This is a genomic window from Flavobacterium johnsoniae (assembly GCF_001879205.1).
Classification (GTDB): Bacteria; Bacteroidota; Bacteroidia; order Flavobacteriales; family Flavobacteriaceae; genus Flavobacterium; species Flavobacterium johnsoniae_A.
In genome coordinates, this window is record NZ_MLFK01000006.1 from 11323 (window position 1) to 33697 (window position 22375).

Annotated in this window: 18 protein-coding genes; 17 read left to right on the forward strand and 1 reads right to left on the reverse strand. The window is 34.5% G+C overall.

The window, feature by feature from the left end:
- Positions 1–16: 16 nt before the first annotated feature.
- From sprA to BKM63_RS09335, 13 genes are all read left to right on the forward strand, one after another.
- Positions 17–7234, forward strand: a complete 7218-nt coding sequence (sprA, locus tag BKM63_RS09275) for a cell surface protein SprA (protein WP_071636338.1) — start codon at positions 17–19, stop codon at positions 7232–7234.
- 86 nt (positions 7235–7320) lie between these two features.
- Entirely contained in the window at positions 7321–7701 is a 381-nt protein-coding gene (gene gcvH / locus BKM63_RS09280; protein ID WP_053471664.1) for a glycine cleavage system protein GcvH, read from the forward strand.
- Positions 7694–8077: a VanZ family protein gene (locus BKM63_RS09285; protein WP_071636339.1), complete on the forward strand. Its 384-nt coding sequence runs from the start codon at positions 7694–7696 to the stop codon at positions 8075–8077. Before gcvH ends, BKM63_RS09285 begins: the two co-directional genes overlap by 8 nt.
- A gap of 115 nt (positions 8078–8192) precedes the next feature.
- Positions 8193–8936, forward strand: coding sequence for a deoxyribose-phosphate aldolase (gene deoC, locus BKM63_RS09290; protein WP_071636340.1), 744 nt, complete (start codon positions 8193–8195; stop codon positions 8934–8936).
- A 19-nt stretch (positions 8937–8955) separates the two neighbouring features.
- The gene (locus BKM63_RS09295) at positions 8956–11070 is read left to right on the forward strand and encodes an energy transducer TonB (protein ID WP_071636341.1); all 2115 of its coding nucleotides are present in this window, start codon (positions 8956–8958) and stop codon (positions 11068–11070) included.
- 158 nt (positions 11071–11228) lie between these two features.
- Complete coding sequence (gene cyoE / locus BKM63_RS09300) at positions 11229–12131, forward strand: heme o synthase (protein WP_071636342.1); 903 nt, start codon at positions 11229–11231, stop codon at positions 12129–12131.
- 2 nt (positions 12132–12133) lie between these two features.
- Positions 12134–12721 (forward strand): cytochrome c oxidase subunit 3, encoded by a 588-nt coding sequence (locus BKM63_RS09305; RefSeq protein ID WP_071636343.1) that lies wholly within the window; start codon positions 12134–12136, stop codon positions 12719–12721.
- Between the two features lie 42 nt (positions 12722–12763).
- Entirely contained in the window at positions 12764–13750 is a 987-nt protein-coding gene (locus tag BKM63_RS09310; protein ID WP_071636344.1) for a cytochrome c oxidase subunit 3, read from the forward strand.
- An 18-nt stretch (positions 13751–13768) separates the two neighbouring features.
- Positions 13769–14119 (forward strand): cytochrome C oxidase subunit IV family protein, encoded by a 351-nt coding sequence (locus BKM63_RS09315; protein WP_071636345.1) that lies wholly within the window; start codon positions 13769–13771, stop codon positions 14117–14119.
- A gap of 78 nt (positions 14120–14197) precedes the next feature.
- Complete coding sequence (locus BKM63_RS09320; protein WP_071636346.1) at positions 14198–14854, forward strand: hypothetical protein; 657 nt, start codon at positions 14198–14200, stop codon at positions 14852–14854.
- An 11-nt stretch (positions 14855–14865) separates the two neighbouring features.
- Positions 14866–15552 (forward strand): SCO family protein, encoded by a 687-nt coding sequence (locus BKM63_RS09325; RefSeq protein WP_071636347.1) that lies wholly within the window; start codon positions 14866–14868, stop codon positions 15550–15552.
- Position 15553: 1 nt separating this feature from the next.
- Positions 15554–16096 (forward strand): DUF420 domain-containing protein, encoded by a 543-nt coding sequence (locus BKM63_RS09330; protein ID WP_071636348.1) that lies wholly within the window; start codon positions 15554–15556, stop codon positions 16094–16096.
- Between the two features lie 46 nt (positions 16097–16142).
- Positions 16143–16358 (forward strand): hypothetical protein, encoded by a 216-nt coding sequence (locus BKM63_RS09335; protein ID WP_242661125.1) that lies wholly within the window; start codon positions 16143–16145, stop codon positions 16356–16358.
- A gap of 16 nt (positions 16359–16374) precedes the next feature.
- On the opposite strand, the gene BKM63_RS09340 is transcribed toward BKM63_RS09335, so the two are convergent.
- Positions 16375–17781: a DUF4403 family protein gene (locus tag BKM63_RS09340; RefSeq protein ID WP_071636350.1), complete on the reverse strand. Its 1407-nt coding sequence runs from the start codon at positions 17779–17781 to the stop codon at positions 16375–16377.
- Between the two features lie 178 nt (positions 17782–17959).
- On the opposite strand from BKM63_RS09340, the gene BKM63_RS09345 reads away from it, so the two are divergent.
- Genes BKM63_RS09345 through BKM63_RS09360 form a run of 4 tightly spaced genes read left to right on the forward strand, consistent with a single transcriptional unit; the run spans position 17960 to position 22325 of the window.
- Positions 17960–18661: an ABC transporter ATP-binding protein gene (locus tag BKM63_RS09345; protein ID WP_071636351.1), complete on the forward strand. Its 702-nt coding sequence runs from the start codon at positions 17960–17962 to the stop codon at positions 18659–18661.
- A complete protein-coding gene (locus tag BKM63_RS09350) occupies positions 18654–19898 on the forward strand; it encodes an ABC transporter permease (RefSeq protein ID WP_071636352.1) in 1245 nt (414 codons plus the stop codon). Before BKM63_RS09345 ends, BKM63_RS09350 begins: the two co-directional genes overlap by 8 nt.
- A 2-nt stretch (positions 19899–19900) precedes the next feature.
- Positions 19901–21166: an ABC transporter permease gene (locus BKM63_RS09355; RefSeq protein ID WP_071636353.1), complete on the forward strand. Its 1266-nt coding sequence runs from the start codon at positions 19901–19903 to the stop codon at positions 21164–21166.
- Between the two features lie 43 nt (positions 21167–21209).
- Positions 21210–22325: an efflux RND transporter periplasmic adaptor subunit gene (locus BKM63_RS09360; protein ID WP_071636354.1), complete on the forward strand. Its 1116-nt coding sequence runs from the start codon at positions 21210–21212 to the stop codon at positions 22323–22325.
- Positions 22326–22375: the final 50 nt, after the last annotated feature.

Here is a 22375-nt window from a genome sequence, read left to right on the forward strand (position 1 = left end):
TTATATAACCAATTGTATGCGTAAAATTTGTATTTTTTTACTGGTTTTATTTTGTGGTAACGTTTTGCGATCACAAGTAAATCCGGCGGTTCAAGATACAACTAAGACTCAATTTTCTGTAGGGAAAATGGAGCTGGAAAATCCTCCAAGCATACTTTCGGCCTATAAATACGATCCCGTTACAGATCGATACATTTACACCACATCCGTTGATGGTTTCTCCATCGACTATCCTTTAGTTTTAACGCCCAAAGAATACGAAGATTTAGTTCTAAAAGAATCAAGACGAGATTATTTTAGAAAAAAAATGGATGCTATTGATGGTAAAAAGAATAACAGTGAAGCTGCAAAAAAAGATTTACTGCCAAGATATTACATCAATTCAAGTTTGTTTGAAAGCGTATTTGGAAGTAATACCATAGATGTAAAACCTACGGGTTCTGTAGAAATGGACTTAGGTCTTCGTTACACCAAACAAGATAATCCCGCATTTTCACCCCGAAACAGATCAAGTCTTACATTCGATTTTGATCAGCGAATTAGTATGAGTTTGATGGGGAAAATTGGGACCAGACTCGAGGTAAATGCCAATTATGATACTCAGTCTACATTTGCATTCCAAAATTTATTTAAACTGGCTTACACTCCTTCAGAAGATGATATTATTCAAAGTATAGAAGTTGGTAACGTTAGTATGCCCCTTAATAGTACCTTAATTCGTGGGGCTCAAAGTTTATTTGGGGTAAAAGCAAAACTGCAATTTGGACGAACGACTTTTACAGGTGTGTTTTCTGAACAAAAATCGCAGACAAAAAGTGTAGTAGCAGAAAACGGAGGGACAGTTCAAAACTTTGATTTGTATGCTCTTGATTACGATAACGATCGTCACTTTTTCTTATCACAATATTTTAGAAATAAATACGACGCTTCATTAGAAAAATACCCTTTTATTGACAGCCGTGTTCAAATTACAAGAATCGAAGTCTGGGTTACCAATAAACAAAACAGGGTATCCACAAACAATAACAACTTACGAAACATTATTGCACTTCAGGATTTAGGAGAAAGCCAGCTTACAGGTCTTCCGGATAATGAGGTAGTCGTGATAAGTTCCAGCGCAGGATTCTTTAACAATCCGCCTGACAGCCCTGCAAGTAATACCAATAATAAATACGACCCTGCAACAATTGGTCAGTCTGGTTCTTTCTTAAATTCGAATATTAGAGAAATTGTAACAGCAAAATCTGGATTCAATAATACAAATGTAAGCGAAGCAACAGATTATTCTGTTTTGGAAAATGCCAGAAAACTAACCGCAAACGAATTTACTTTTAATCCGCAATTAGGATATATCTCTTTACAGCAGCGTTTAGCAAATGACGAAATTCTGGCAGTAGCTTTTGAGTATACCATGGGAGGTAAAGTGTATCAGGTTGGAGAATTTGGAAGTGATGGTGTAGATGCAACTGTTGTAACGGGAAATAATAATGCAAATCAGGCTATTATCACGCAAAGTTTAGTTTTGAAAATGCTGAAAAGTAATTTGACAAACGTTAAAAATCCGGTATGGAACCTGATGATGAAAAACGTTTATCAAATTCCACAGGCTTATCAGATTAAACAAGACGATTTTAGGTTAAATATTCTTTATACAGATCCTTCTCCTATAAATTATATTACACCGGTTCAAGGATCAGCATTCCCGCAGAATCCAACATCGGATATGAAGGTTGAGCAAACGCCTTTATTGAATGTTTTTAATCTGGATCGTTTAAATTATAACAATGACCCGCAGGGCGGAGGAGATGGTTTCTTCGATTTTATTCCTGGAATTACCGTTGATGTTCAAAACGGGCGAATTATTTTTACTACTAAAGAGCCTTTTGGAGAACTTATATTTGACAAATTGAAAGATGGTGGTCAGAATTATAACGATCCAACAACATATAATGATAACCAGAAGAAATACGTTTTTAGAAATATGTACCGCAATACACAAGCTGGTGCCTTGCAGGACAGTGATAAAAACAAATTCTTATTAAGAGGAAAATACAAATCATCTGGAAGTAACGGAATTCCAATTGGAGCATTTAATGTACCTCAGGGTTCTGTTGTAGTTACAGCTGCCGGAAGAGTTTTGGTAGAAGGTATAGATTACAGTGTTGATTATCAATTAGGCCGAGTTCAAATTCTCGACCCTTCCCTGCAGGCTTCTAATACACCAATTGAAGTTTCATTAGAAAACAATTCAATCTTCGGACAGCAGACCAGAAGATTTATGGGATTAAACGTAGAACACAAATTTTCTGATAATTTTGTTCTTGGCGGAACTTTCTTAAAAATGACCGAAAGACCTTTTACTCAAAAATCGAGTTATGGTCAGGAATCGGTAAATAATACCATTTTTGGATTTAATGGAAATTATTCAACAGAAGTTCCATTTTTGACAAGATTAGCAAATAAACTTCCAAATATTGATACGGATGTTCCATCAAATTTATCAATCCGTGGAGAAGTAGCGTTTTTAAGACCAGACGCTCCAAAAGCAAGTGATTTTGAAGGTGAAGCTACAATTTATGTAGACGATTTTGAAGGATCACAGTCTACCATTGATATGCGTTCTGCTTATGCATGGAGCTTGTCTTCAACACCATTTATAACTGCAGATGGAGATCCTACTTTTAATGCTAATTATGAGGATTTGAGATATGGTTATAAAAGAGCTAAATTATCTTGGTATACCATCGATCCTGTTTTTTATTCTTCAAAACCATCCGGAATTTCAAATGATGATTTATCGTTAAATACCACAAGAAGAATTTATAGTAGAGAATTATATCCAAACACAGATATTGCACAAGGACAAATTCAGGTTGTTAATACGCTTGACTTAACCTATTATCCTTCTGAAAGAGGACCGTATAATAACAACCCGGATTTTGGAACAAGTAATCCGGCTTCGAATTTTGGTGGAATCATGCGTGCCTTAAATTCAACAAACTTCGAGCAGGGAAATGTGGAGTATATTCAGTTTTGGGTTTTGGATCCGTATGTTGGAAACGGCGAAGCACCTACAACAAATTCAGGTAAGATATATTTCAATTTAGGGGAAATCTCTGAAGACGTTTTAAAAGACGGAAGAAAACAATATGAAAACGGATTAGGGCCAGATCAGATTATGGTAAATCCACAGCCTATTTGGGGAGACGTTCCGGCATCACAATCTTTAATTTATGCCTTTGATACCAATCCGGATAATAGAAAAAATCAGGACGTTGGTTTAGATTGTCTGCCAAATTCAAGAGAAGCAGCTGTGTATACAAGCTACGCAGGAGAGGCAGATCCGGCGGCAGATGATTATACGTATTATTTAAATACAGAAGGAGGCGTTTTAGACCGTTATAAAAATTACAATGGTACAGAAGGAAACTCAGCCGTAAGTATCAATGATCCTAATCGCGGTTCTACAACTCTGCCGGATGTAGAAGATATTAATCGTGACAATACGATGAGCACCATCAATGCTTATTATGAATATAGTATCGATATTAAACCAGGTATGATGCCAGGATCTAATTATGTTACGGACGTTCGTGAGCCAGGGGATATTGGTCCGGTTGATTTGCCAAATGGCGGTACAACGAATGCAAGATGGATTCAGTTTAAAATTCCGGTTGCACAGCCTCAAAATACAATTGGAAATATTACCGATTTTAGATCTATTCGTTTCATGCGTATGTTTATGACTGGTTTCAACGACCAAATGACGGTTCGTTTTGGAGCATTAGATTTAGTAAGAGGAGAATGGAGAAGATATACAGGAACACTTGATGCAAATGATCAAAATCCAAATGATGATGGTGTAGAATTTGACGTTGCCGCAGTTAATATTCAGGAAAACGGAACGAAATGTCCGGTAAACTATGTAATGCCTCCGGGTGTTCAGAGAGAACAATTGTATAATAACAATACAGTTATAAATCAGAACGAACAGGCATTATCGGTTAGAATAGGCGGAACTGGTCTGCAATTTCAGGATTCAAGAGCTGTTTTCAAGAACGTAAGTGTCGATATGCGTCAGTATAAAAAACTTAAAATGTTTTTACATGCAGAATCATTACCAAATGAAATCGCATTAGAAGATGGAGAAATGATTGGTTTTATCCGTTTTGGAAATGACTTTACACAAAACTTCTATCAAGTTGAGATTCCGTTAAAAGTGACCAAGGCAGGAGGAAGCTGTGCTATAAGTCCGGATCAGGTTTGGATGGATGAGAATAGTATCGATTTAGCACTTGAGTTATTGACAAGAATGAAAATCAAGGGAATGAATATCGATATTAGTTCTCCAAAAAGAGATATTAATGGTATTTACTATCCGGATAATGACCCGGATATCGATGGTGGTGATGGTGACGATAAGTTGATTTTAGGTATTAAAGGAAATCCTAACTTTGGTTTGGTTCGAAATTTAATGGTAGGGGTAAAAAGCAGGGCTGATCATAAAGATCTTAAAGGAGAATTTTGGTTTAATGAACTTCGTTTAGCCGATTTGGAAAACAAAGGCGGAATGGCTGCAATATTAAACATTGATACCAATATGGCCGATTTTGCGACCCTTTCTGCAACTGGAAAGAAAAGTACAATTGGATTTGGATCTTTAGAACAAGGAGCAAATGAGCGCAGTCGTGAAGATATACAACAGTATAATATCGTTACAAATTTAAATTTAGGAAAACTGCTTCCGCCAAAATGGGGAATCAACCTGCCGTTTAATTATGCTATTGGCGAAGAAGTAATTACTCCGGAATATGATCCTTTTAATCAGGATATTAAATTAGATCAGTTAATTAGAGAAACTACAGATCAGGCAGAAAAAGATAATATTAGAACTCGTGCTGTTGATTATACAAAACGAAAAAGCATCAACTTTATTGGTGTTAGAAAAGACAGGGCTCCTGAGCAGAAACCTCATGTTTATGATGTAGAGAATTTTACATTCTCGCAATCTTACAATCAGGTTGAACGTCATGATTATGAAGTTGAAAGCTATGAAGATGAACAGTCTAATACAGCTGTAAATTATGCTTATACTTTTCAGCCAAAAGAAGTTGTTCCTTTCAAGAGTAATAAATTCATGAAGAAAAGTGATTATTGGAAATTATTAAGTGATTTCAACTTTAATTATCTTCCTTCAAACATATCTTTTAATACTAATATTTTAAGACAAAGCAACCGCCAGCAGTTTAGAGAAGTGGAAGTGCAGGGAATTGGACTTGATCCTCTTTACAGAAGAAATTTTGCGTTTAATTATCAATATGGTTTTGGCTTTAACTTAACGAAATCACTAAAACTGAATTATTCCGCAACCTCAAACAATATTGTTCGAAACTTCTTAAATGATGATAATTCTCCAAAAGAAGATTTTAATATTTGGGATGATTATTTTGACATTGGAACGCCAAATCAGCATGCGCAGCAATTGGTTTTAAATTATGAAATTCCGATTAATAAAATTCCAATTTTCAGTTTTGTTAAAGCAAGTTATTCTTATACGGCAGATTACATGTGGCAGCGTTCTTCAACGGCATTTTCTGAATATCAGGATCCTGATACCAATCAAATTTTTGATTTAGGAAACACTATTCAGAATTCAAATTCAAACACGCTTACAACAACGCTGAATATGAATATGCTGTACAAATATCTTGGTTTAACGCCGGGAGCAAAAAAGCAAGCTAAGCCGAAACCTGCTGCGCCGCCAAAACCGGGAGAAAAAATTGTGAATACAGCAAAACCAGTAGTAAGCACCAGTCCGTTTTATGATGGGTTGATTGGAGTTCTTACAAGTATAAAAAATGTTCAAATTAATTATACTAAAAACAGCGGAACAGTTTTACCGGGTTATACGCCAGGTGTAGGGTTTTTAGGAACTTCAAAACCAAGTTTAGGATTTGTTTTTGGTAGTCAGGACGATGTACGCTACGAAGCAGCCAAAAACGGATGGCTTACAACGTATCAGGATTTCAACCAGAGTTTTACACAGGTTTCAAATAAATTGTTGAAGGTTACAGCAAATATTGATTTACTGCCGGATTTAAAAATAGATTTATCAATGGACCGCTCTTATTCTGAAAATACTTCAGAGCAATACAGCGTTGATCCTACAACGAGAGAATACAAGCCATTGTCACCTTATACGTATGGTATGTTTTCTATTTCGACTATAATGATAAAAACAGCTTTTTCAACAAGCAATGAAGTCGAATCGGCAGCATTTGATGATTTTAGAAACAACCGTTTGATAATTGCAAATCGTTTGGCCGAAGAACGCTATGGTTCTGGTGTGGTGATTCCGAGATATGGTGATGCCAATAACCCAATTCCGGCTGAAACAGATCCTAATTATAAGATTTATGTAGCCAATCAGGGATATCCTATTGGGTACACAAAAAGTAATCAGGCTGTTTTGTTACCAGCTTTCTTAGCGGCTTATACAGGAGGAGATGCATCGAGTTCGTCGACAGATATTTTTAGAAGTTTCCCTATTCCAAACTGGAGTATTAAGTATAATGGATTAATGCGCTATAAATACTTTAAAGATAAATTTAAACGTTTTTCATTGCAGCACAATTATAGAGCATCTTATACAATAAACCAGTTTAGATCTAATTTTGATTACAACAACAGCACGCCGCAAGTGCAGGATGTTAATACCAACTTCTATAACGAAACGATAATGTCTAATGTCAATTTGGTAGAGCAGTTTAGTCCGCTGATTCGAATGGATTTTGAATTGAAAAGTTCATTACGCGTTCTTTCTGAAATTAAGAAAGACCGAGCATTATCAATGAGTTTTGATAATAATCTGCTTACAGAAGTAAAAGGAATGGAGTATGTAATTGGATTAGGCTACCGATTTAAGGATGTAATTTTCTCATCAAGGCTGGCAGACAGCCCAACCGGAATTATTAAAAGTGATATTAATATTAAAGCTGACTTCTCTCTTAGAAATAACGAAACATTGGTACGTTATTTAGATTACGACAACAATCAGCTGGCGGCGGGGCAGAATATCTGGTCAGTTAAATTAACTGCTGATTATGCCTTTAGTAAAAACCTAACTGCAATATTTTATTACGATCACTCGTTTTCAAAAGCAGTTATTTCAACATCGTTCCCGTTAACCAATATCAGATCGGGCTTTACGCTTAGATATAATTTCGGAAATTAAATTTAGCTTTCTAAACAAGATTTTCTTAGAAGATTATTACATTTGTGGCATCATTATTAAAAAAAATAATTTTTAAACATATTATTATGAGCATACCAGCAAATTTAAAGTACACAAAAGATCACGAATGGGTTAGCATCGAAGGAGATGTTGCAACTGTAGGGATTACTCATTTTGCACAAAAAGAGTTAGGAGATATCGTGTATGTTGAAGTAGAAACTTTAGATCAGACACTTGATAAAGATGAGGTTTTTGGAACAGTTGAAGCTGTAAAAACAGTTTCGGATTTGTTTTTGCCTTTAACAGGAGAAATTATTGCTTTTAATGAAGATTTAGAAAGCGCACCTGAAACAGTAAATTCAGATCCTTACGGAGCTGGATGGATGATCAAAATTAAAATTGCTGATGCATCAGAAATAGATTCTTTATTGTCTGACGAAGCTTATAAACAACTTATCGGTGCCTAAACAATTATTGTTGGTCTGGGCAATTTTATGTTCAGGAATCATTGCTTATTTTTGTTTGACAGATTCAAGTAATCTTCCTGCTGTAAGTTTTCCAAGTATTGACAAAATAGTGCATTTTTGCTTTCATTTCGGTTTTACAATTTCCTGGATAGTATTTTTTAAAAAAGAATTAAAGGGAAAAGATGTTAATGATTACAAAGCTTATTTGATTTCGTTTATATTTTCGGTTTTTTTCGGGATTACAATCGAAATTTTACAAAGTGTTTTAACAGTAACACGAGCATCAGATGTAACAGATGTTTTGGCAAACGCACTCGGTGCAGTCGTAGGAGTTTTTACAGCTATAGCTTTAAAGAAACAAATCGATAAAATATAAGAATATAATTACCCACTTCGGTGGGTTTTTTATTGGCATAAAATCAAGTTTTATAAAATCGTATTTTTTCTGAATTTAAATGTACTTTTGCGCCATTCGATCTAACTTCAATATTATGAATGTTAAGCAGTATTTAGATTCAACTTACTTGAAAACAGCAGCTCAAGCCGGAATTTCGGAAGAGGAAAATCTTGTTGTTGTTAAAAATGCAATTTCAGAAGCAATTCTGGAAGGATTTAAGCTGATTATGATAAGGCCTGAATATGTGAGTTTGGCAAAAGAGATGATTTTAAAAGCAAACTCAGCTTTATTGGTTGGCACTGTAATAGATTTCCCTGAAGGAAAATCAAGTTTAGAAACCAAGATTAAAGAAGCAAATGAAGCCATAGAAAATGGTGCTGATGATTTAGACTTTGTATGTAATTATGAAGCTTTTAAAAATGGAGATGCGTCGATTATTAAACAAGAGGTTTTAATAGGCACGCAAATAGGACTGGCCAACAATAAAACAGTAAAATGGATTATTGAAGTTGCGGCTTTGAACGAAAAAGAAATTATCCAGCTTTGTGCTTTAATAAAGAATGTTGTAATCTCAAATTTTAAAGAAGAAGATTATGATTCGATTTTTGTAAAATCATCGACCGGATTTTTTAATACTACAAATGATGCTCCAAACGGAGCCACAATTCCTACCATAATCATGATGTTAGAAAATGCGTCACCTTTGCCCGTAAAGGCTGCTGGCGGCGTACGTTCGTATAAGGATGCAATAGAAATGATTCGTTTAGGTGTTAAACGAATTGGAACTTCGGCGGCAAAAGCAATTGCAAACGGAGAAAATACCACAAATCAATATTAAATAAAAGCCCCAAATTTACGTGAATAAGTTTTTTTTATCTTTTGTTATTATTTTAATTCCCTTGTTTACTTTTTCTCAGGAAACAAATATAAAACAAGGTTTTACGGCAGAACAATTTCCAATTTTTCCAAGCTGTGAAAATCTTCAGGCTAAAAATCTGGAAAATTGCTTTTACAGAGAAGTACAGGATTTTGTTTATAATAACTTTCAAATTCCTGCAGATCTTAAGCAGAATAATTACAAAGGAGAAGTAAAAGTTCTTTTTGAAGTTAATGCGAGCGGAGAATTTAAAGTAATTTATGTAAATGCTGTAAATGATGATCTGGCGGAAGAAGCAAAACGTGTTTTTGGTAAATTTCCAAAAATTAAACCTTCAACTTACAATGGAAGGCCGACCTATTCAAAATATACGATCTCAATTGATATTCCTTTAAAAAGTGCTGATCAGATTGCTGCAGAGGCTTTGGCTGCGGCAGAAATTTTAAAACCAGTTGAAAAACCAATGACTGAATTGGATAGTATTGTGTATAAAAAATACAATATGCCTGAATTTGAAAGTCATTTGAATATTCCTTTTTCTCATAGTTATTATGCGCAGTTTGATGGCGCGATGAATCAGGTTGGAAGCAATAACCACACCGCTTCAAAACCTTATACGTATGCTGAGGTTTCAAAATATTACAACTTAAAAGCCGTAAATCAGTCACTTCAAAAAAATGTTTCGACGTGGCTGGGAAGAAAGTGGTGGAATGAAAATATGGTGCAGATTCAGGGTGAAGATTACTGGCTGGCTTTAAACCCAATTGTAGATTTACAAATGGGAAAAGCTTCAGACCTTGATGCTTCATATTCTTATGTAAATACGCGCGCTTTAAATTTTAGAGGAGGTTTGGGAAAACAAATCAACTTTACTACGACGGTTTTTGAAAGTCAGGGAAGATTTGCGGGTTATTATAATACGTATGCCGAAACGTTAAAACCTTCAGGGGGAAATCCGGCTATTATTCCGGGAATGGGAATTGGAAAGCGATTTAAAACAGATGCATATGATTTTCCTTTAGCCGAAGCTAATATTACTTTTGCTCCTGGTGAAATTTTTGATTTTCAATTAGGTTATGGAAGGAATTTTATTGGAGATGGTTACCGTTCTTTGCTTGAAAGCGACGGGGCAAGTCCATATCCGTATTTTAAAATTAATACCAAATTCTGGAAAATTAAATATACAAATACGTATATGTGGCTGAAAGATGTTCGTCCGGATGTTACGGTAGAAAGAACCTATGCTACAAAATTTATGGCAAATCATTATTTGAGCTGGAATGTTTCGAATAAACTGAATCTTGGTTTTTTTGAATCAGTTGTCTGGACAGATACAAACAATAGAGGATTTGATGTCAACTTTGTAAATCCAATTATATTTTATCGTTCAGTAGAATTTGCTTCTTCTTCACGAAGCGGGAATGCACTTTTAGGAATGACGGCAAAATACAAATGGAGCAATAATGTTAATTTATATGCGCAGTTTCTGCTCGATGAATTTTCAGTTGGAGATATGGCAGGCGGAGAACAGAGCTGGAAAAATAAATTTGGATATCAATTAGGAGCTAAATATTACAATGCTTTCCAGGTCAAAGATCTATTGCTGCAGCTGGAGTATAATCATGTTCGTCCTTATGTCTATTCTCACAGCGCTGTAATAACAAATTACGGGCATAACAATCAAAGTATTGGACATCAATGGGGTGGAAATTTTGAGGAATTAGTTGCAATAGGCCGTTACCATAAAGGACGTCTTTTTGCAGATGCTAAATTTACTGCCGGAAAAAGAGGTTTAGATTTTGATACTGCACAAAACAGTTTTAATTATGGAGGCAACATATACAAAAGTTACGACGAAAAACGCCCGTATAATACAGGAGTAAAAGTAGGACAGGGAAATAAAACGAGTATTTTTATAGCTGATATTCAAGGTGGATATTTAATAAACCCAATTACGAATTTGAAATTGTTTGGAAGTTTTATCTACAGAAATTTTGATCCAACTCAGGAAACGGCAACAACATTTAAACAAAGTACGACCTGGTTCACAATCGGATTGCGTTCAGATATTTTTAATTGGTATTTTGATTATTAGAATTTTTAATAAGATTTTTCGAAATAATACTGTTAAAGATGTACAAGTTCTTATTCTGTAAAGGTTTTATTGAAAAAAATCTAATTTTATAGTCCTAAATTCTACAATCTAATTTGTACATTTGCAGCACTCAAAAAAAATATACAAAGACTACGGTATTGAACGCTGCTAAAAATACATTTTCAATTAAATCAATATTTCTGGATTTCAAAGAGATTACTAAGGCCGGTTTGGCTATTAGTGTTTTGTTCTCTTCAATAGCAGGATACTTATTAGGAGTTAATGAAGAACATCCGTTTAAATGGAGTGTTTTGGTCATTTTGGCAATTGGCGGCTATTGCATGGTTGGGGCTTCAAATGCTTTTAATCAGGTAATAGAAAAAGATATCGATTCTTTAATGGATCGAACAAAAAATCGTCCGGTTCCTTCAGGGCGCATGTCTCCGGTAACGGCCTTAATCGTAGCAAGTCTCCTTACTATTATAGGTATTGCATTGCTGTATACTATAAATGCTAAGTCGGCAATGTTTGCTGCAATTTCAATATTTTTATATACAAGTGTATATACTCCTTTAAAAACCGTAACTTCATTGTCGGTTTTTGTTGGTGCGTTCCCTGGAGCAATTCCTTTTATGTTAGGCTGGGTTGCAGCAACAGGAGAATTTGGTATCGAAGCCGGAACTCTTTTTTTAATTCAGTTTTTCTGGCAGTTTCCTCATTTTTGGTCGATAGGATGGTTTTTATATGATGATTATGCTAAAGCAGGTATTTTTATGCTTCCAACAGGAAATAAAGATAGAAAGACAGCTTTGCAGGTTATTTTGTATACGATTTGGCTTATAATAGCTTCATTATTGCCGGTTTTGGGCTATACTGGGCAGTTGTTTATTTCGCCAATCGCTGCGGTTTTAGTGTTTTTATTAGGTCTGTGGATGTTGTTTTACGCAGTTCGTTTGTATCAATTGCGAACATCAAAAGCAGCAAGGACATTAATGCTGGTGAGTGTATCGTACATTTCGCTGCTGCAGATTGTATTTATAGTAGATAAATTTTTAAGATAGTTATGGAAATGACATTAACAACAAGTGAAGAGCAGGTAAAGAAATCAAAGTCGGCAAAGCTGATTTTGTTGTTCGCCATGGTAAGTATGACCATGATGTTTGCTGGACTTACAAGTGCATTTGTAGTAAGTAAATCAAGAGCTGATTGGTTGGAGAATTTTCAGATACCAATTGCCTTTTATTTTAGTACAGCAGTTATTATTGGGTGCAGTGTTACTTTTTTTCTTGCCAAAAAAGCGATTGAAAAAGGCAATAGGGCTGCAACTACCGCGTTTCTTTTAGGAACATTGGCTTTGGGTGTTTTGTTTGTGATTTTGCAGTTTGCAGGTTTCGGACAAATTATAGAAAGTGGTTATTATTTGACAGGACAAGGTAGTTCAATTACTACAACTTTTCTGTATGTAATCGCACTTATGCACTTATTGCACTTAGCAGGCGGGCTAATTTCACTTTTAATTATAATTTATAATCATTTTAAACAAAAATACAATCCGACTCAAACTCTTGGAATAGAACTAGGTGCGATGTATTGGCACTTTTTGGATTTATTATGGGTATTATTATTTTTATTTTTATATTTCTTTAAATAAGAAAAAAACGTAAATTTGGGAACTTTTTAACGAATATCTTTTATGGAAGCGACAGTTACTACTGCAAATAACGACGAAAAAACTTGGGGAGGCGGTCATGAAATCCAGCCGTTAGGATCAAGTTATGGTAAAATGATGATGTGGTTTTTTATCGTATCAGATGCCTTAACATTTTCAGGATTCTTAGGGGCTTATGGTTTTTCTAGATTTAAATTTATTGAAACTTGGCCATTGGCTGATGAAGTGTTTACTCACTTTCCTTTTATGCATGGCGTTTCGGCTCCTATGTATTATGTAGCCTTAATGACTTTTATCTTGATTTTCTCATCTGTAACAATGGTTTTGGCTGTTGATGCGGGTCACCAATTAAAGAAAACAAAAGTGGCTGTTTATATGTTCTTAACTATTATTGGAGGTTTGATCTTCGTGGGCTCACAAGCTTGGGAGTGGAAAAACTTCATTAAAGGAGAATATGGTGCAGTTGAAACTCACGGAGGAAGTTTATTGCAGTTCGTTAAAGCAGACGGAACAAGAGTTGCTCTTGCTGATTTTGCAGTAAAATTACCAGAACAAAGAGAAGCTTTAACAAGAAGCAAAACTACTTGGTTCATGGAAGATGCACAATCATTGCCAACGTATTCTGTAGCAGAAATTCAGGCTGGTTTTAAAGCTCATCCAGAGTTATTAGTAAGAACAGAAACGCTTACTAAAGATAAAAAGAAAACAGTTTTATCAAGAGAAGAATCTGCAGCTCGTTTGAGTGAAGCAAAATATGTAGTAGAAGGTGCAAACTTAATCAGAAATGAGTACGGTAATAAATTATTTGCTGATTTCTTCTTCTTCATTACAGGATTCCACGGATTCCACGTATTTTCTGGGGTTATTATTAACATCATTATTTTCTTTAATGTGTTATTAGGAACTTACGAGAAAAGAAGAAGCTACGAAATGGTAGAGAAAGTTGGTTTATACTGGCACTTTGTAGATTTAGTTTGGGTATTTGTATTTACAGTTTTCTACTTAGTTTAATTTTAGATTTTAATTATTATGTCACACGAGCACGTATCAAATACAAAAAGAATCTGGTTTGTTTTCGGATTATTATCATTAGTAACTACAGTAGAAGTTATCCTTGGTATCTTAAAACCAGCATCATTAGAATTTAATCATTTTATTGGTTTGAATCTATTAAACTGGATATTCTATATCTTAACAATTTTCAAAGCATATTATATAGTATGGGCATTTATGCACATGGAAGGTGAAAAAAGCAGCCTTAGATGGTCTGTTGTATCGCCAGTTATCTTCCTAGTTTTATATTTATTGTTTATTCTGTTAACAGAAGGACATTATATTTATGGGGTTTTTAAAGATTCTACTATTAAATGGAATTTTTAACATGATATTAATTCGAAAAGAAGCTCCGTTTAACGGAGCTTTTTTTATTTTTGTACCTCAATAACTTCCGTTAATACAATGAAAAAAAATATAGTTCTTTTTGTGCTTTTTGTTTTGCCAATTGTAGCCTATTTGTTTTTTGCTTCAGGTGTAAATAGTTTTACAAAACTTCCCATAATAACTCCCAAAATTGCCGACTTTGGAAATTGGAAATCTCTCGACGGCAAAAAAGTTTCTCTAGATAAAAAAATTACCGTTTTAGGTTTTTCCGGTTCTGATATTTTAAGCAACAGAGGAAACTATTTTAATCTTAACGAAAAAATCTACAAACGCTATCACGGTTTCGAAGATCTTCAGTTTGTGGTGGTATGTCCGCTTGGAACAGAAAATGAAGCTCAAAAACTGGTTGATGCACTTAAGCCTTTTACGGATGTGTCGGGCTGGAATTTTGTTTTTGCTTCGCCTGATGAAATACAGGCATTTTACAAACAGCTTCATTTAAAAGGAAAGCTGGATGATAAGCTGGGGACTTCAAATGTTTTTATTGTAGATAAAGAAAGAAACCTACGAGGGCGAAAAGGAGGAGACAAAGATAAGAAAGACGAATACAAAGAAGGATACGATACTTTTCATCCATCAGAATTGAGCAATGAAATGCTGGACGATTTTAAAATCATTTTGTATGAATATCGTGCCGCTCTTAAAAAGAACCATAATGCCACAAAACAACTTTAAACTTACTTATAATGTTCAAAAATAAATCTTACATCGGGATTTCGTTTGTTATTTTGATTTTCGGAATCTATGCCGTGCCAAAAATTGTTAATAGAATAAAAAATGATGAAGTTGTAAAAGGAAATCGTTTAGATAACGTAGGGCTTAAAAATTCTAAAGACGCAAAATTATTAACGATAGGGCCAGCTCCAAAATTTGAGTTGACAAATCAGGATAATGTTAAAATATCTAACGAGACCTATAAAGGAAAAGTGTATGTATTGGAATTTTTCTTTACAACTTGTCCTTCAATTTGTCCAAAGATGAATATGAGCATGCTGGAAATCGAAAAAACTTTTTTTGGAAATCCAAACTTTGGAATTGTTTCCATTACAATCGATCCAGGACATGATACGCCTCAGGTTTTAAAAGACCATGCAAAATTACTGGGAGTAAAATCGTCTACATGGAATTTTCTAACAGGAGACAAAGCAACTATTATGGATTTATCTAACAAAGGATTTAACCTTTATGCTGGCGAAAATTCAAAAGTAAGCGGTGGTTTTGAGCATTCCGGATTATTTGCTTTAATTGATAAAGACGGAAACATTCGTTGTAGAAAAGATGAATTTGGAAACCCAAACATCTACTATGACGGTTTAGATAAAAAAGGTGTTAGAGATATTCAACAAGACATTAAAATATTATTAGAAGAATAAAATGGAAGATCATTCATTAGAAAAAAAGTACAATAAATTTATCGTTGCTGTTTCAATCATTATACCGGTTGTTGTAGCAATTCTTTTTGGAGTTAAATTAAAAGATTTCGGAATCAATGTTGAGCCGCTTTCATTTTTGCCTCCAATTTATGCCACAACAAATGGTATTACGGCTGTTGTTTTGGTTTGGGCTGTAATTGCTGTTAAAAACGGAAAATTAAAATTGCACGAACGCTTAATGACCTTTGCCATTGCATTGTCTATTGCATTTTTAGTGATGTATGTAGCTTATCACATGACTTCGGATTCTACTAAATTTGGTGGTGAAGGGGTTATACGTTATGTATATTTCTTTATTCTGCTAACGCATATCTTATTGTCGATTGCTATTATTCCTTTAGTATTAATTACTTATGTAAGAGCCCTTGCACAAAGATTTGACAGACATAAAAAAATAGCTAAAATTACTTTTCCGCTTTGGTTATATGTGGCGGTTACAGGTGTTGTAGTTTATTTAATGATTTCTCCTTATTATGTATACTAAAAATAAAATATCAAACTTTCAGACTCCAAAATCTGCATTAAAAAAAATGTTTTTTGGAATTTGTATTTTCCTGCTTGGGATTTCAGCGAATGCTCAATGTGCAATGTGCCGTGCGGCGCTTGCAGGAGATTCGAACATAAAAAAGGCAGAAGCTGTAAATGACGGAATCGTTTTTTTGATGATAATACCGTATTTGCTTGTAGCAATAATTGGTTTTCTTATTTATAAGATGTACCGATCTAAAAAGAAAAAGGCAGAATAATTATTCTGCCTTTTTTTTATTTTAATCCGTTTACAGAAACATTTACAGTTCCGTTTATTTTTATAAAAGCGATTATAGCCTGGTTGGTCAATTGAATTTTGTCAAATTGAATATCTTCCATTTTGCCATTTACAAAAACTCCCGGCATTGGCGAATAGTTTTTAAGATATGCAGCCATGGTTTTTTTTCCTTCTTCTAAATTTGGCTGTATTGAATAACGGCAGCTTTCTTCCATTTTTCTTAAAACATAACCTTGTGCCAGCCAGTTTGCAGTTCGCATTAATTTGCTTTTGGTATCAAGAACATAATCGAGCTTGTCAAAATAAATTTCTTTAGTCTGTGCATTGTATTGCGGTGTTCCATTTAAGTAAAGTGTTCCGTTTATAGAGCCTAAAACATCAAGCGCAATTACCATTTTGCCGTTTTTATGCCAAATTGAAACGTTTTTCACGGTTACTTTTTTGCTTCCCGAGCCAAATTCCTGTCCGGCAAAATTCTTCGTCATAATTTTTGATGCATCAACATAACTGGAAATCGCTGCAATATTGGCCGAAATCTGATTTGGGATTTTGGTAACTGGTTTTAAGACAATTTTATTTTCATTAAACTTAGATTCCGGTTGTTTGCCTACAATGGTTTCCATATTGCATTTCATTCCCATTTCTAGTAGAAACGAATCTTTTTTGAGTTTGGCATTGGTAGAATAAATTTCAACCGGAACAATTCTTAACCAGCTTTCATACGTATCGCTCATTTGAAACGGTGTACAAATTTTTTCTAAAGCCGATAAGACATTTGGCTTAAAATCTATTGATTTCTCAATTGCTTCGTCAATCTTACGTTCCAGTTTAGATTTAAAAATAGTAATAGCCGGGTTTATTAGATAAGTAATCGGCATATTTTTTCCAAAAACAGTCATCGTCGGGCTTTCGTTCCAGTCTAAAGATTTGAATTCGGTTTTAGTGTTTAATTTCCAGTTTGTTAAAGCGACATCGCTGGATAAAGTAATCACACCGTTTAAATTAAACTCTCGCGTATCATAAAGTTCTACACCAAGTTTTTTTGTTCCAATGCGGTACTTAATATTGACTTTTAAAGGAAGAATCGTTTTTATTTTTTTATCAGGATTCGCAGGATCATTTTGAATTTTAATTGGCGCCTGCTTCCAGATTTTCATTTCAATGTCGTCATCATCGATGTTGTTGTCTTCATAAATCAATCCATTTAAGAGGGCATTGGTCTGACTTTCTATGTCAGTTAATTTAACTGTAATTGGCAGATTGATGAATGACGGCGTTGCATCATAAATTAACGGACTTGCGTCATCCGGCTCTGGCTTCAGTGTTTCTAATTTTTGAGTTGTTGAGCAGCTAAAAAATACGGCAGTTACTGCAAACACTGATATTTTTGAAAAAAACTTCATAATTAATGATTTTTTTAAGTGAAGCAAAATTAAGAAAACAATTAAATTATTCTGACAAAGTGTAACATTTGATAACTATTGCCGTCTTATTTAAATAGTATGGTGAAATTATTAACGTTTTGTTATCATAATTTACTTATAAAAAATATTATTATTGTTTTAAAAATTTAACAATACCATGATCGAAATCAAAGATTTACACAAATCCTATAAAATGGGGAGTTCGGAGTTGCATGTGTTGAAAGGGATTAATTTTAATATTGCAGAAGGTGAGTTAGTGGCGATTATGGGGTCTTCAGGATCTGGAAAATCGACTTTGCTTAATATTTTAGGAATTCTTGATGAAGCTGATTCTGGTAGTTATATTTTAGATAAAACACCAATTAGAAAACTAAACGAAACTCTAGCTTCAAAATACCGTAACAAATTTTTAGGTTTTGTTTTTCAGTCTTTCAATTTGATTAATTACAAATCCGCGCTGGATAATGTTGCGATGCCCTTATATTATCAGGGAGTAAAGAGAAAAGAACGTTATGATATCGCGATGAAATATCTTGAAAAAGTAGGTTTAGGCTCGCATTCTCACCATTTGCCTAACGAACTTTCGGGCGGACAGAAACAACGTGTGGCGATTGCAAGGGCATTGGCATCGAACCCAAAAGTTTTGCTTGCTGATGAGCCGACAGGAGCTTTGGATACTAAAACTTCTTATGAAGTAATGGAACTTATTCAGGGAATTAACGATGAAGGAAAAACAATTTTAATTGTTACACACGAACCTGATATTGCTGCAATGTGCAAAAGAAATGTGGTCCTGAAAGACGGATTAATTATCGACGATAAATTGGTAGAACAAGTTAGAGCTTCATCTTATGTTTAATATTGAGCGTTGGCAGGAAATATTTGAGGCAATTTCAAAAAACCGGCTTAGAACTTTTTTAACGGGAGTTTCGGTAGCCTCAGGGATTTTCATTTTGGTGATTTTGCTTGGAGCAGGGAAAGGCCTTCAAAATGGTATTGAAAAACAATTCGAACGCGATGCCGCTGGAATTATTGAAGTTTGGTCTGGTACAACTACAAAAGAGTACAAAGGATTAAATCCGGGAAGACAGGTTCAGTTTCGAAATAGTGATTATAATCAATCGGTTCAAAAATTCGAAGACAAATTAGATTTGAGAGCTTCAACACAGAATTATTGGGGAGCACCTTTTTCGTATGGAAAAGAATCCGGAAATTACCAGTATAGAGGAGTGAATCCTGATTATGGAGGAATCGAAAACCTAACGATAGTTCAGGGACGATATGTAAACAGTAAAGATTTACAGAATAATGAAAAAGTCGCTGTTATTGGAATGAAATTAAAGACGGATTTATTTAAGGATAAGGAAGCGATAGGAGAAGAAATTGCAATAAACAAAATCAATTTTAAGGTAATCGGGATTTTTACAGATCCGGGAGGAGAACGAGAAGAAACCAGAGCTTACCTGCCTTTGACTACCGTGCAGAGAACTTTTGGAGGCGGAGATAAAATCAGCAATTTGTTTTTTACTTTAAAAAAGACAAACGATTATGACGAAGCTCTGGCGCAATCTGAAAAATTTACTCAGGATTTAAAAGATTTATTGAAAAGTAAAAATATGGTTGCTCCCGAAGATGACGGGGGAGTTGGGGTTTATAACTCGGTTAAAGATGCAAAGCAGTTTTATGATTTAAATCTTTACATCAGATTGTTTTTCTGGTGGGTTGGTATTTGTACGATTATTGCCGGAGTGGTTGGAGTTAGTAATATTATGTTGATTATTGTAAAAGAAAGAACAAAAGAAATTGGGATACGTAAAGCTTTAGGAGCTTCGCCATTTTCGATTATTACTATGATACTTCACGAATCTATCTTCATCACTACAATTGCCGGTTTTGTAGGGCTTTTAGCAAGTTTATTGTTGTTAGAATTTGTTGGGCCTATGGTTCAGAGTGAATATTTTAGAAACCCCGAAGTTGATTTTAGTGTTGCCTTAACAACATTATTTTTACTTGTATTTGCAGGTGCTGTTGCTGGATTTTTTCCAGCATATAGGGCAGCCAAAATTAAACCTATTGTAGCACTTAGAGACGAATAATTATGTTTAAAAAAGATAATTGGGACGAAATTTTACAGGCCTTAACGGCTAACCCATTCAGAACAATTCTGACGGCTTTTGGTGTTTTTTGGGGGATTTTTATTTTGGTAATTCTGCTTGCGGCAGGTAATGGTTTAGAAAATGGTATCAAAAAAGGATTTGACGGAATCGCCACAAATACTATGTTTATGTGGAGTCAGACAACCTCAAAAGCATATAAAGGACTGCCAAAAATACGTCGTTACGATTTTAGAAACAGTGATGTTACGGCTTTAAAAGCAGCATTGCCTGATTTATTATATGTTTCACCAAGAAACCAATTAGGAGATTTTAACGGAACGAATAACGTGGTTCGAGGGACGAAAACTTCTGCATTTACTATTTATGGAGATTATCCGGAGCTTATTAAACAACAGCCGATGGATATTATAAAAGGAAGATTTGTGAACCAGCAGGATATTCAGGAGAAGAGAAAAATCGCAGTGATTGGTAAAGGTGTTATCAGTGAACTTTATGGAAAAGAAGAAGAAGCTGTTGGTACTTATATTAAAATCAACGGAATAAATTTTATGGTTGTCGGCGTTTATAAATCCAAACAGCAGGGAGGTAATGCGGAACAGGAACAAAAAAACATTTTTATTCCGTTTACCACTTTTCAGCAGGCGTTTAATTATGGAGACAAAGTAGGATGGATGGCACTTACTGCAAAAGACGAAACTTCGATTACGGAATTAAAACCAAAAATTTTAGAAATTATAAAAGCCCTGCATTCTGTAAACCCTACTGATGAACGAGCAGTTGGGAATTTTGACTTGTATGAGCAGTTTAATAAAGTGCAGAGTCTGTTTAATATTCTAAAAATCATTGCTTATTTTGTTGGAACAATGGTTTTGATTTCCGGTGTAATTGGAATTTCAAATATTATGCTGATTGTAGTGAAAGAACGTACCAAGGAAATTGGAATTCGACGTGCTTTAGGAGCTACTCCGGGAGCAATTCGCGGGCAGATATTATCAGAATCTATATTTCTAACCATAATTTCGGGAATGCTTGGTATTGCGGTGGCAACCGGAATCATTGCGCTTTTAAATATGGCCTTAGATTCGATGCCGCCCGGAAATGACACTATGTTTGCCAATCCAAGCGTTGATTTGGGAGTTGTATTTGTTGCCTTAATAATATTAGTAGGATCTGGTTTGCTGGCAGGATTTATTCCGGCGCAGACCGCAATTAATGTAAAGCCGGTAGATGCTTTGCGAACAGAATAAAATTATCAATCAAAAAAAAATAATCGATTAAACCGAAAACAAAATGAAAAAAGGAGTAACCGTAACCATTTTAATCTTAATTGCTGTAGTGTTCTTTGGTGCACTTTACTATTTGTACGCGAAGAATCAGGAATCACCAGTTATTTTTAAAACGGAGAAAGCAGAAATTAAAACAATAGTAAAAAATACAATTGCTACTGGTAACATTCAGCCTGATGAAGAAGTCTTAATCAAACCGAACATTTCAGGTATTATTGAACAAGTTTATATTAAAGCCGGAGAGAAAATCAAAGCAGGAGATATGATTGCCAAAATTAGAGTTGTGGCAAATGTATCTAATGTAAGCAGTACTCAAAATCAGGTACAGACTGCAAAAATTGCTTTAGATAACCAGGAAAAAATTTATCAAAGACAAAAAACACTTTTTGATAAAGATGTAATTTCTGCCAACGATTTTGATGCCGCTCAATTGGCTTACAAACAAGCAAAACAAAACTACGCATCAGCAAAGCAGAGTTTAGATATTGTAAAAACAGGAACTACATCTTCATTAGGAAATTATGCAAATACCTTAATTCGTTCTACGGTAAACGGAATGGTTTTAGCAGTTCCGGTAAAAGTAGGAAATCAGGTTATCGAAAGTAATAACTTTAATGAAGGAACTACAATTGCAAGTGTTGCCGATGTGGGAAGAATGATTTTTATTGGAAAAATTGACGAATCGGAAGTGGGTAAAATCAAAGAAAAAATGCCAATTGAAATTACAGTTGGAGCTATCGAAAATAAAAAATTTGAAGCCGTTTTAACTGATATCGCACCAAAAGGTGTTGTAGAAAACGGAGCAATCCAGTTTGAAATAAAAGCCAGATTAGAAAATAGAGATGAAACATTTATTAGAGCAGGTTTAAGTGCAAATGCTTCTATTATCCTTGAAAAAGCGGATAAAGTTATGGCTATCAAAGAATCATTAGTGCAGTTCGACAAAAAAACTCAAAAACCTTATGTAGAAGTTGAAACAGCTCCTCAGAAATTTGAAAGAAGAGACTTAGTTTTAGGTGTAAGCGACGGAATTTACGTTCAGGTTAAAAGCGGGATCAAAAATACAGATAAAATTAAAATCTGGAATCAAGGTTTGATCGATGAAAAAGAGAAAAAATAATCTGATAGTATAAAGAGTTTTTTGGTTTTAAAAAATGTTAAATTTGCGTA

Bases quoted from the DNA above. Each gene is read 5' to 3' on its own strand.
- BKM63_RS09325 (WP_071636347.1), top strand. From the start codon at position 14,866: ATGTTCAAAAATAAATCTTACATCGGGATTTCGTTTGTTATTTTGATT.
- BKM63_RS09345 (WP_071636351.1), top strand. From the start codon at position 17,960: ATGATCGAAATCAAAGATTTACACAAATCCTATAAAATGGGGAGTTCG.
- BKM63_RS09355 (WP_071636353.1), top strand. From the start codon at position 19,901: ATGTTTAAAAAAGATAATTGGGACGAAATTTTACAGGCCTTAACGGCT.
- sprA (WP_071636338.1), top strand. From the start codon at position 17: ATGCGTAAAATTTGTATTTTTTTACTGGTTTTATTTTGTGGTAACGTT.
- BKM63_RS09310 (WP_071636344.1), top strand. From the start codon at position 12,764: ATGGAAGCGACAGTTACTACTGCAAATAACGACGAAAAAACTTGGGGA.
- BKM63_RS09330 (WP_071636348.1), top strand. From the start codon at position 15,554: ATGGAAGATCATTCATTAGAAAAAAAGTACAATAAATTTATCGTTGCT.
- BKM63_RS09315 (WP_071636345.1), top strand. From the start codon at position 13,769: ATGTCACACGAGCACGTATCAAATACAAAAAGAATCTGGTTTGTTTTC.
- BKM63_RS09360 (WP_071636354.1), top strand. From the start codon at position 21,210: ATGAAAAAAGGAGTAACCGTAACCATTTTAATCTTAATTGCTGTAGTG.
- deoC (WP_071636340.1), top strand. From the start codon at position 8,193: ATGAATGTTAAGCAGTATTTAGATTCAACTTACTTGAAAACAGCAGCT.
- BKM63_RS09305 (WP_071636343.1), top strand. From the start codon at position 12,134: ATGGAAATGACATTAACAACAAGTGAAGAGCAGGTAAAGAAATCAAAG.
- BKM63_RS09340 (WP_071636350.1), bottom strand. From the start codon at position 17,781: ATGAAGTTTTTTTCAAAAATATCAGTGTTTGCAGTAACTGCCGTATTT.
- BKM63_RS09350 (WP_071636352.1), top strand. From the start codon at position 18,654: ATGTTTAATATTGAGCGTTGGCAGGAAATATTTGAGGCAATTTCAAAA.
- gcvH (WP_053471664.1), top strand. From the start codon at position 7,321: ATGAGCATACCAGCAAATTTAAAGTACACAAAAGATCACGAATGGGTT.
- BKM63_RS09335 (WP_242661125.1), top strand. From the start codon at position 16,143: ATGTTTTTTGGAATTTGTATTTTCCTGCTTGGGATTTCAGCGAATGCT.
- BKM63_RS09320 (WP_071636346.1), top strand. From the start codon at position 14,198: ATGAAAAAAAATATAGTTCTTTTTGTGCTTTTTGTTTTGCCAATTGTA.